Raw genomic sequence first — 7,375 nt, forward strand, 5'->3', positions numbered from 1 at the left:
TCTCAAGAAAAAAAATGCCAATGAACAAAAGGAACAGACCAGAGTAATCAGGTGATAAACAGATGCCGACACAAGAGGACGAACATATCATTGAGGCAAGCGGACGGGCACGGATTGTGATCAGAAACGGTATCGTGGTGGAGGTAGGTGATCCGCTCATCCATGACTGCCCCCTTGCAAAGCGGTTTGCATACCCGATTCCGGAGATGACAAAGGAGCATATTGCCGCAAACATCACACACCGGATACAGGCATTTGGGATGTGCACCCCCGAACGCGAGGTCGAAGATGACCGGGAGTTTGTCGGGTTCGGGGCATCCGAGATCATCAGCTTCGGGATGAAGGCAGGGATGCTGGATGCAGCAGTCCTCGCCTGTGATGGTGCCGGAACCGTGATCGCACCAACACCCTCACTTGTCCAGGGGATCGGCGGCAGGATGTCCGGGCTCGTCTTTACGACCCCCTATCCCTCAGTCATCAGGAAGATCGAGGAGGCAGGCGGTATCGTCGTATATCCCGAGACAGGAGCGATGGATCAGGTGGGCGGGGCATCCCGTGCGGTCGCAGAAGGATTCACCGGGATCGCCGCCACCGTGGCACTCCCGCAGGATGCAGAGGCAATCCGGGGGCTGTATCCGAATGTCCTCATCATCGGCGTCCACACAACCGGTTTTACAATAGAAGAGGCGCAGGCCCTCGTGGGTGCAGCTGATCTGGTGACAGCCTGTGCATCCGGACCAATCAGGGAGATCGCAGGTGCCCGGGCACTTGTTCAGGCAGGTGTCTCGGTACCGGTATTTGCGATGACAGAGAAAGGAAAGGAGATCGTAATTGAGAAGATCCGGCAATCTGATGAGCCGGTCTTAATCAAGCAGGCAAAGCTCCCGGCAACAGGTGGCACGCAGCCGGAGCCCTTGATCTGAAGAGAATTACTCTTTTTTCAGGTGCTCGTTTCTGAACCGGACGAGCTCTTCACAGAACTCCCCGAGATAGTCGTCCATCGAGAGGCTCCCTTCCTGGAAGGCACAGTCTCCTTCCTCTATCACCTTATTGATGATATTCCGGGTCGGGAGAATGAGATCGATTCTTACCCCGGCCTGCTCAGCTCCACGGATCAGAGCCTCCCGGAAGATCCCAAGGCAGTAGGCGATCCGGTACCGGTAGACCCCTTTCGTCTTGGCAAGGTAACCGGCAACGCGACCGGTCTCGATCCTGAGAAAGTCATCAAGGACTTTCTGGTCTTTTACTTTGCCGAGCATGTACTTGTAATGGGCATAGGGGTACATCTCCTCAAGTTCGGATGGCACGATCCCGCATGTCCCAAAGACGACGATATGGTACTGATCGTCTGAAAAGACCTGCGAGATGACCATTTTGATCAGCTGGTGGCTCGGGCTTGTGCTGTAGGGTTTCCGCATCGCACAGGGGAGGAAGATCCCGATATCCTTTGGTTCGACATCATATTCATCAATGATGTAGCGGTAAGACTGTTCAAACTCCGAAAGATAGAAGGGGGGATCGGTAAGGAGGGGCTTATCAGATGGGTTGTTATTGCCGCCCATGGTTGTCTCTTAGATGTTGGTTGCAGAGGAGGATGAAAGGTGCGGGTTGCCCACAAAGAAGTATCGGTTAGAATGTTCTGTATACTGTTCTTCGAGGTCCCACCTCAACCACGACAATGATCAGACGCTCATTATGGATCTTCAGAATAGCGCGGTATTTTCCAACCCTGAGTGAGAAGAACGGAGGATTATGGTTCCCTTCCAGACGTTTGAGAAACCTGTACGGGTTCTCCTCATTTGCAAGATCTGTAAGCGCCTTTTGGATGCGCTGAGCCGATTGTGGATCGAGCCTGGCAAGATCCCGTTCAGCTGGAGGGATGATGACAATGTCAAAAGGTTTCACAGGAGATCAAGATCCCTCATAGCGTCATCAAGAGGCCTGAATTTTCCTGCTTTTATATAGATCTCTGCCTCATCCAGACGCCTGAGGGTCTCTTCAGAGAGAGGTTCATCATCATACATTACATCAATCAGGCGCTCAATACAGTCATTATAGGTTTCACGGGGATGAATCTTCAACCTGGTCAGTCGCTCTTTTGTTGAAGATTCAAGCTTAATCGTCTGGGATGTCGCCATGATACTATAGTACACCCCAGTATACCATAAAGATTACTACCACTCAAACTCAGGAAGGTAGAAAGGGGGATCGGTAAGGAGGGGCTAATCAGAGGGGTTGGTGTTGCCACCCATAGTTGTCTTATAGACATGGGTTGTGGAGGAGGATGAAGGGTGCGGATAGGTTAACATTGGTGAGATCCTGTTGTTCTTCCAGAAGATTTATATTCGTAAACATCCGAACATAATTCATGTCAATCAAATGTGGTGACAAGCCCGGAGAGGGCAGGTATGTATGCAAGAAATGTGGAAAGTCGATCACCCTTGCAAGCAAGGACGAGGCAATCTATCCCTGCCCGCTCTGCCAATTCTGCGAATATCGGCAGGGTTGATCCAGGCGTAATGTATCAGAACCAAAATCATTTTTATCTCCGATCCAATCCGGTAGAGCTGTATCCTGCAGATAGAAGGCAGAGAGATCAGCGATATGAATTATACCACTGCTCATATTCCTTGTGATCTGCAAAACAGTGGAGGATATACAGGGTATCTTCATGAATCTCATATATAATCCGTGCCTGCCGCGTCACCTTCTCAACATGAGAGGGGATGCCATACCTCAAATGACGGCGGGGAGGCATGGATTGTATCTTTTCAAAATGCGAAAGGAAGAGATGCTGAAGATCGTTTGGTAACCTTTCAAACTCTTTCCGTGCAGCATCAAGGAAGAGGATCTCCATTCGATCACTTCGTAATGAGCCGTCTCACCTCATCCAGAGAGGTGAGAGGAGTTTTTCCAGCCAGAACCTCACCCATCTCTATGGAGACCCCTCTGTGAACCAGCATCAACTCTTCCTCTTCAATCATCCTTTCGTATGCGAGTATAGCCTGACGAATAACCTCCGTCTGATTCCCTGCATATCCCTTATCGATGATCCTCCGGATTGCCTCTTCATATGGTCTTCCAATATTAATGTTCATAGAGATCACCCCTGAGCACATAATAAATGTACATTCAATAATAGATTAATTGATCATTAACCGATTGAGAGAAAGATCAGATATACATTCTGGCACGGCTACCCCTCACAACCCACATAATACACCCAGACACCCCAAGGCCAACCAGGCTTGCCCATAAGGGCAATAGCAAAACAAACGCACCCACCCCCCCGGTAGCAATCGCCACCATCACAACAGAGAGACCAAGGAGCCGGGCAGCCTGCACCCGGCCCCGATCAAGCGGCTCTTTAGTCCGATCACCCACAGACAGAGTCTGATCCTTCCTGAAGAGGACTGAACTGAATAAGAGAGGAGCTGCAAGCATCCAGATGAGGAGCCATGATGAGACCGGGAGAGGGAGGGGTGGCAGGGTGATCCCAAAGAACGCTGCATATGCAACCAACCCGATAAGCAGAACTGCAGCAAACCATATCTGATGGAAATCTGGTTCTTTCAGCCGTAAATCAAGGATAAAGGCAGCTAACGCTGCGGGACCTGCCAGCCAGAAACCCCCGGAAACCAGCCATCCGGCAAGAAGGAGCAGAGCAGCTGAATCAAGGGACCCGGCCGGCTGCCCGGTCGTCCGGTTCACTATCCGGAGAAGGAGCAGCACGAAGAGTGAGGTCAGAAAACCTGGCTCTTGAGCAATGAGAAGGAGAGGGATACAGATCAGAGCAGGCAGAAACGCAGCATACTCTGAGTCGGGGTCAAGCTCCCGGGAGATCGCCCATGCAAAGAAGATGGCAATACCGGCAATAAACCCCTGATGAATGGCGGGAAACAGGGTTTCACCCAGATAAAGAGACGAACCTGCAGCCCCTGTCGAGACGAGGAGTGTCATGATGATGATTGCCCGGTTCGTCGGGTACATTGGATCAATGGGGCGTGCGAGGGTCGTCAACTGGTGCATGGTATCCTCTCTTCTATTCAGATGAACTCACGGTGAGCTTCGGGGGAAGAAATAGCCTTCCCACGGAAATAAGGGATGCAAAAACATTTCAGCCATCACAACATCCATTCCCCTGACGAAAATATTCTCTACGAGAGCCGGTTTTCACACCAAGAACACTTATAACCATTAATGCCGTACAAAGAGAAAGGGCTTGGTGAACAGCCCATAGAGAACAGGAGGAATTTTATGCCTGAATTTGCAAATCCATTCGCAGGAAATAATATCAACCGAAAGATCTCCCATGATGAGCTCATCCGCACCATCCGCTACAGCATGGCAGCCGAGTTTGAGGCTATCCAGCTGTATATGCAGATCGCAGATGCAACCGATAACCCTCTTGCAAAAGAGGTCTTAACCGACATCGCAGACGAAGAGAAGGTCCATGCAGGTGAATTATACCGGCTCCTGATGGAACTCGATCCAAAAGAGGGAGAGTTCTATGCAGAAGGTGTAAAAGAGGTTGAGGAAGAGATTGAAAAGTTAAAAGCGAAGAAATAATTCGCTTAATATCTTTTTTCGTTATTCAGGAATGCAGGAGAGATTGTTTTCTTAATCCCGTATCCCGCCTGAAACCGTGATCGTCTTCTCGATGATCGGGATATCCACACCGGCTTCCTCAAGTGCCCGCTCAACCACATACCGGACACCGGAACAACAGGGCACCTCCATATGGGCGACGGTGATCGTTTTGATCTTATGCAGGGTGAAGATCTCAACCAGAATCTGGATATATCCTTCAATATCAGAATCCAGTTTCGGGCAGAAGTTCACCAGCACACGGTTTTTCAGGAGATCGGCATGGAAATTCCCGTATGCAAACGGGACGCAGTCTGAGGAGACGAGGAGATCCGCATCATCGAAACAGGGTGCTGCGGGATTGATGAGCCGGAGCTGAACCGGCCACTGCCTGAGTTCAGATGGTGCCGGGGCACCAGCTCCCTTCACGTCATCCCGGATGATGGTGTGCGGAGCCGTTCCCGGACAGTCCGGGTGGGTGCAGGGGGACTCTGTCGGTCCTTTCTCCTGGTAGGGCACCGGAATATCATGCTCCTGGAGGAAGGCAACAGCCCGTTCATAGAGATCCATCCGGTCATGCTTGTCAAGATGTTCAAGATGTGCCCTGATGACAGCATCACCCTTGGAAACGATCGTCCGCATCACCTCCCATTCATCATACGGCTCAGCTTCGCGTTCGATAACCGAGATTGCCCCTTCCGGACAGGTGCCGATACAGGCGCCAAGGCCATCGCAGTAGAGATCGCTGACCAGCCGGGCTTTTCCGTCGATGATCTGAAGTGCTCCCTCAGGGCAGTCGGGGATGCATTCCCCACACCCGGTGCAGAGATCCTCATTAATCCTGATGATCTGTCTTTTCATGTTTTTTCCTCCTATAAGATGCAATCCTTACAATCCTGCTCGCCACAGGGAAGGTTATCTATTTTCCATTTGAGTGCCCAGCGCTTAATATCTCTGATCACGCCAACTACCTTGATCTGATCAACAAAGCTCGAGCCATGCGTGATGCCCTGCCTCCAGCAGGAGATATCTCGAAAAATTACCGGGAAGGAGGAGGGGTGAGGGGTTTACAAAGAGAGTGTTTCATCCATGCTCCCGCTCCGAAATCCGGCCAGATCGAGCGTGGCATATAATAACCCAAGCTCTCTGACTGCTGATACAATCTCATCACGACCCGCAAGTGCCAGCCCAAACTCCTCCGGAGGCACTTCGATTCTGGCAATATCTCCATGGATTCTGAATCGAAACCGGGAGAGTCCCAAGCCCCTCAGGATCTCTTCTCCCATTTCTATGATGCGCAGTTTCTCATATGTGACCGGTTCCCCATAGGGGATCCGGGTCGCAAGGCAGGCATCTGAGGGCTTGTCCCGGAAAGAATACCCGCATTCACGAGCCATCTCACGGATCTCCGGTTTACCAATTTCAGCCTCGATAAAAGGATGGATGATCCCCTCCTCATCACTCACAGCAAGGCCGGGCCGAAATTCCCCGAGATCAGAAGTGTTCGCGCCATCAATGATCACGGCACCTTCCCCGATCTCTTTCAGGATACTGGATTGCGCACGTTTGCAGACTGCACACCGATCAACAGGGTTCTCACAGAATCGCTCATCATCAAGAATAGGAAAAGGAACCACCTCGCAGTCGATTCCAAGTTCTTCTGCGATCCTGAGAGCCTCATCCACTGCCCGGCGGGGCATGAGGGGTGAGTCGAGGAGTATATACCGGGCCTTTCCATCAGGGTTGCTGGAGACAACCGCAGCAAGGAGTGAACTATCAACTCCCCCGGAATAGGCAACGATCAATGGTCCAAGATCCCCAAGAATCTTCACGACCCGTTTGAATTGATCATTCATCTCTTCAGATCCCCTCCTAAGCTCACAAGTACCTGCATATAAGGCATCGAAAGAGAATAAGTATATGGAGATGATCTGAATTGATGATCACGATCAAAGCATTTGCACGTTTCAGGGAGGTACTCGGATCAGAGACCACCAGGGAAGTGGCTGAGGGAACAACACTCGCGGCACTGCTTCAGGAGATCGCCCGGAAAAACCCGAAGATGAAGGCATCCCTGTATGATGATGACGGCACCCTTCGCCGCTATATCATCGTGATGCAGAACAAAAAGCGGGTGAACCACAGTGAGATTGAGTCAGTCATCCTCAATGACGGCGATGAGATTGCACTCTATCCACCAGTTGCCGGAGGCTGAAGAGAATGGTTGTTACAGTTACCCAGGAAGACTTTGATATCAACAGGCTGATCGAGGAGAGAAAAGCCTCTGATATGGGCGGCTTCGTCTCGTTCATCGGGATTGTCCGGGATGACGGGATCGAGCGGATCGAGCTTGAGGCACACCAGGAGGTCGCCGTGGAGGAACTCGAAGCGATCCGTGACGAGGCATTCGCGAAGTTTCCGATCAAATCCGTTGATATAATCCACCGGATCGGCGACCTTGATATCGGCGACAACATCGTTTTAATTCTGGTCGGGGCAGGCCACAGGCGGGAAGCATTTGAGGGATGCGAATACATCATCGACCGGCTGAAGGAACGTGTCCCGATCTGGAAGAAGGAGTATACGCCGGACGGGGAACGGTGGGTGCACGGAGAGCACCATTAAACTTCTTTAATCCTCTTCACCAGAGTGTTCCGTCTGCCATCTCTGCATATTCGCATTCCTCGCAGATCCGTCCCCGGGCATCCCACTCACGATCGGTATAGGGTCCAAGAGAACCCTTCCCGCAGTAATCACAGGTGCGATAGCGGCGGGGCGAGGTCCCACC

Annotated in this window: 13 protein-coding genes and 1 pseudogene; 5 read left to right on the forward strand and 9 right to left on the reverse strand. The window is 51.4% G+C overall.

The window, feature by feature from the left end; genetic code table 11:
- The first annotated feature begins 62 nt into the window (after nucleotides 1-62).
- On the forward strand, nucleotides 63-923 hold the full coding sequence (locus tag QCH34_RS03840) for a methanogenesis marker 8 protein (protein WP_300330376.1): 861 nt from the start codon (nucleotides 63-65) through the stop codon (nucleotides 921-923).
- 6 nt (nucleotides 924-929) lie between these two features.
- On the opposite strand, the gene QCH34_RS03845 is transcribed toward QCH34_RS03840, so the two are convergent.
- From QCH34_RS03845 to QCH34_RS03855, 3 genes are all read right to left on the reverse strand, one after another.
- The gene (locus QCH34_RS03845; protein ID WP_300330379.1) at nucleotides 930-1,562 is read right to left on the reverse strand and encodes a DUF5591 domain-containing protein; all 633 of its coding nucleotides are present in this window, start codon (nucleotides 1,560-1,562) and stop codon (nucleotides 930-932) included.
- A gap of 67 nt (nucleotides 1,563-1,629) precedes the next feature.
- A complete protein-coding gene (locus QCH34_RS03850; protein WP_300330382.1) occupies nucleotides 1,630-1,905 on the reverse strand; it encodes a type II toxin-antitoxin system RelE/ParE family toxin in 276 nt (91 codons plus the stop codon).
- A complete protein-coding gene (locus tag QCH34_RS03855) occupies nucleotides 1,902-2,138 on the reverse strand; it encodes a hypothetical protein (protein WP_300330385.1) in 237 nt (78 codons plus the stop codon). The genes QCH34_RS03850 and QCH34_RS03855 overlap by 4 nt, the downstream gene beginning before the upstream one ends.
- A 230-nt stretch (nucleotides 2,139-2,368) precedes the next feature.
- Between QCH34_RS03855 and QCH34_RS03860 the strand changes: the two genes are divergently transcribed.
- Entirely contained in the window at nucleotides 2,369-2,509 is a 141-nt protein-coding gene (locus QCH34_RS03860; RefSeq protein ID WP_300330388.1) for a hypothetical protein, read from the forward strand.
- A gap of 87 nt (nucleotides 2,510-2,596) precedes the next feature.
- Here the strand turns inward: QCH34_RS03860 and QCH34_RS03865 are convergent, their stop codons facing one another.
- The 3 genes from QCH34_RS03865 to QCH34_RS03875 form a co-directional block, all read right to left on the reverse strand.
- Nucleotides 2,597-2,857: a hypothetical protein gene (locus tag QCH34_RS03865; protein WP_300330391.1), complete on the reverse strand. Its 261-nt coding sequence runs from the start codon at nucleotides 2,855-2,857 to the stop codon at nucleotides 2,597-2,599.
- Between the two features lie 4 nt (nucleotides 2,858-2,861).
- On the reverse strand, nucleotides 2,862-3,098 hold the full coding sequence (locus tag QCH34_RS03870) for a hypothetical protein (protein ID WP_300330396.1): 237 nt from the start codon (nucleotides 3,096-3,098) through the stop codon (nucleotides 2,862-2,864).
- A gap of 76 nt (nucleotides 3,099-3,174) precedes the next feature.
- Nucleotides 3,175-4,020, reverse strand: coding sequence for a hypothetical protein (locus tag QCH34_RS03875; protein ID WP_300330400.1), 846 nt, complete (start codon nucleotides 4,018-4,020; stop codon nucleotides 3,175-3,177).
- Between the two features lie 180 nt (nucleotides 4,021-4,200).
- Here QCH34_RS03875 and QCH34_RS03880 point away from each other — a divergent pair, with 180 nt between their 5' ends.
- On the forward strand, nucleotides 4,201-4,569 hold the full coding sequence (locus QCH34_RS03880; protein WP_300330403.1) for a ferritin family protein: 369 nt from the start codon (nucleotides 4,201-4,203) through the stop codon (nucleotides 4,567-4,569).
- A 51-nt stretch (nucleotides 4,570-4,620) separates the two neighbouring features.
- Here QCH34_RS03880 and QCH34_RS03885 read toward each other — a convergent pair whose 3' ends face one another.
- From QCH34_RS03885 to larE, 3 genes and pseudogenes are all read right to left on the reverse strand, one after another.
- Nucleotides 4,621-5,448: a 4Fe-4S binding protein gene (locus QCH34_RS03885; RefSeq protein ID WP_300330407.1), complete on the reverse strand. Its 828-nt coding sequence runs from the start codon at nucleotides 5,446-5,448 to the stop codon at nucleotides 4,621-4,623.
- A gap of 11 nt (nucleotides 5,449-5,459) precedes the next feature.
- Nucleotides 5,460-5,564: pseudogene (locus tag QCH34_RS03890) on the reverse strand (transcriptional regulator); the annotation flags it as partial.
- A 90-nt stretch (nucleotides 5,565-5,654) separates the two neighbouring features.
- Nucleotides 5,655-6,443: an ATP-dependent sacrificial sulfur transferase LarE gene (gene larE / locus QCH34_RS03895; RefSeq protein ID WP_300330410.1), complete on the reverse strand. Its 789-nt coding sequence runs from the start codon at nucleotides 6,441-6,443 to the stop codon at nucleotides 5,655-5,657.
- Nucleotides 6,444-6,526: 83 nt separating this feature from the next.
- Here larE and QCH34_RS03900 point away from each other — a divergent pair, with 83 nt between their 5' ends.
- The gene (locus QCH34_RS03900; protein ID WP_300330413.1) at nucleotides 6,527-6,802 is read left to right on the forward strand and encodes a ubiquitin-like small modifier protein 1; all 276 of its coding nucleotides are present in this window, start codon (nucleotides 6,527-6,529) and stop codon (nucleotides 6,800-6,802) included.
- 5 nt (nucleotides 6,803-6,807) lie between these two features.
- A complete protein-coding gene (locus QCH34_RS03905; protein ID WP_300330416.1) occupies nucleotides 6,808-7,212 on the forward strand; it encodes a molybdenum cofactor biosynthesis protein MoaE in 405 nt (134 codons plus the stop codon).
- The last annotated feature ends 163 nt before the right edge of the window (nucleotides 7,213-7,375 follow it).

The sequence above is a fragment of the Methanocalculus sp. genome, assembly GCF_029762515.1.
Classification (GTDB): domain Archaea; phylum Halobacteriota; class Methanomicrobia; order Methanomicrobiales; family Methanocorpusculaceae; genus Methanocalculus.

Excerpts from the sequence above, each read along its gene's own strand:
- QCH34_RS03840 (WP_300330376.1), top strand. The coding sequence starts at position 63 with ATGCCGACACAAGAGGACGAACATATCATTGAGGCAAGCGGACGGGCA.
- QCH34_RS03845 (WP_300330379.1), bottom strand. The coding sequence starts at position 1,562 with ATGGGCGGCAATAACAACCCATCTGATAAGCCCCTCCTTACCGATCCC.
- QCH34_RS03855 (WP_300330385.1), bottom strand. The coding sequence starts at position 2,138 with ATGGCGACATCCCAGACGATTAAGCTTGAATCTTCAACAAAAGAGCGA.
- QCH34_RS03860 (WP_300330388.1), top strand. The coding sequence starts at position 2,369 with ATGTCAATCAAATGTGGTGACAAGCCCGGAGAGGGCAGGTATGTATGC.
- QCH34_RS03865 (WP_300330391.1), bottom strand. The coding sequence starts at position 2,857 with ATGGAGATCCTCTTCCTTGATGCTGCACGGAAAGAGTTTGAAAGGTTA.
- QCH34_RS03870 (WP_300330396.1), bottom strand. The coding sequence starts at position 3,098 with ATGAACATTAATATTGGAAGACCATATGAAGAGGCAATCCGGAGGATC.
- QCH34_RS03880 (WP_300330403.1), top strand. The coding sequence starts at position 4,201 with ATGCCGTACAAAGAGAAAGGGCTTGGTGAACAGCCCATAGAGAACAGG.
- QCH34_RS03885 (WP_300330407.1), bottom strand. The coding sequence starts at position 5,448 with ATGAAAAGACAGATCATCAGGATTAATGAGGATCTCTGCACCGGGTGT.
- larE (WP_300330410.1), bottom strand. The coding sequence starts at position 6,443 with ATGAATGATCAATTCAAACGGGTCGTGAAGATTCTTGGGGATCTTGGA.
- QCH34_RS03900 (WP_300330413.1), top strand. The coding sequence starts at position 6,527 with ATGATCACGATCAAAGCATTTGCACGTTTCAGGGAGGTACTCGGATCA.
- QCH34_RS03905 (WP_300330416.1), top strand. The coding sequence starts at position 6,808 with ATGGTTGTTACAGTTACCCAGGAAGACTTTGATATCAACAGGCTGATC.